This window comes from Roseibium sp. RKSG952 (assembly GCF_009711355.1).
In genome coordinates this window covers 1-206 of sequence record NZ_SMMF01000013.1, presented here as the reverse complement: position 1 = coordinate 206, position 206 = coordinate 1, and the positions used below count along the sequence as shown (strand labels likewise).

Below are 206 nucleotides of genomic sequence, written 5' to 3'. Positions count from 1 at the left end.
TGGGACCGCAACGCAAGATGCAACGGCGTAACGTAGAGGAGAAGCGAGAATCTGCCGGCAAGCTCTGGGACCGGGCGCATCGGTTCGGGCAACGGCTCAGCGGCGCGGGGCCAATGTCAGTTTGCTTCATCATTGGCCGAACGATCCGCGCGTCCGGTCAAATGATCGGGTTTGCAGCAATTTTCTAGCTGTCGAAATCAACCAAA

General features: G+C 57.8%; 1 protein-coding gene. It reads left to right on the top strand.

Translation table 11 applies throughout. From position 1 onward, the window contains the following. Positions 1 to 188 (top strand): hypothetical protein (locus E1297_RS49390; protein ID WP_209015504.1); only part of this gene is annotated, 188 nt, incomplete at its 5' end. Positions 189 to 206: the final 18 nt, after the last annotated feature.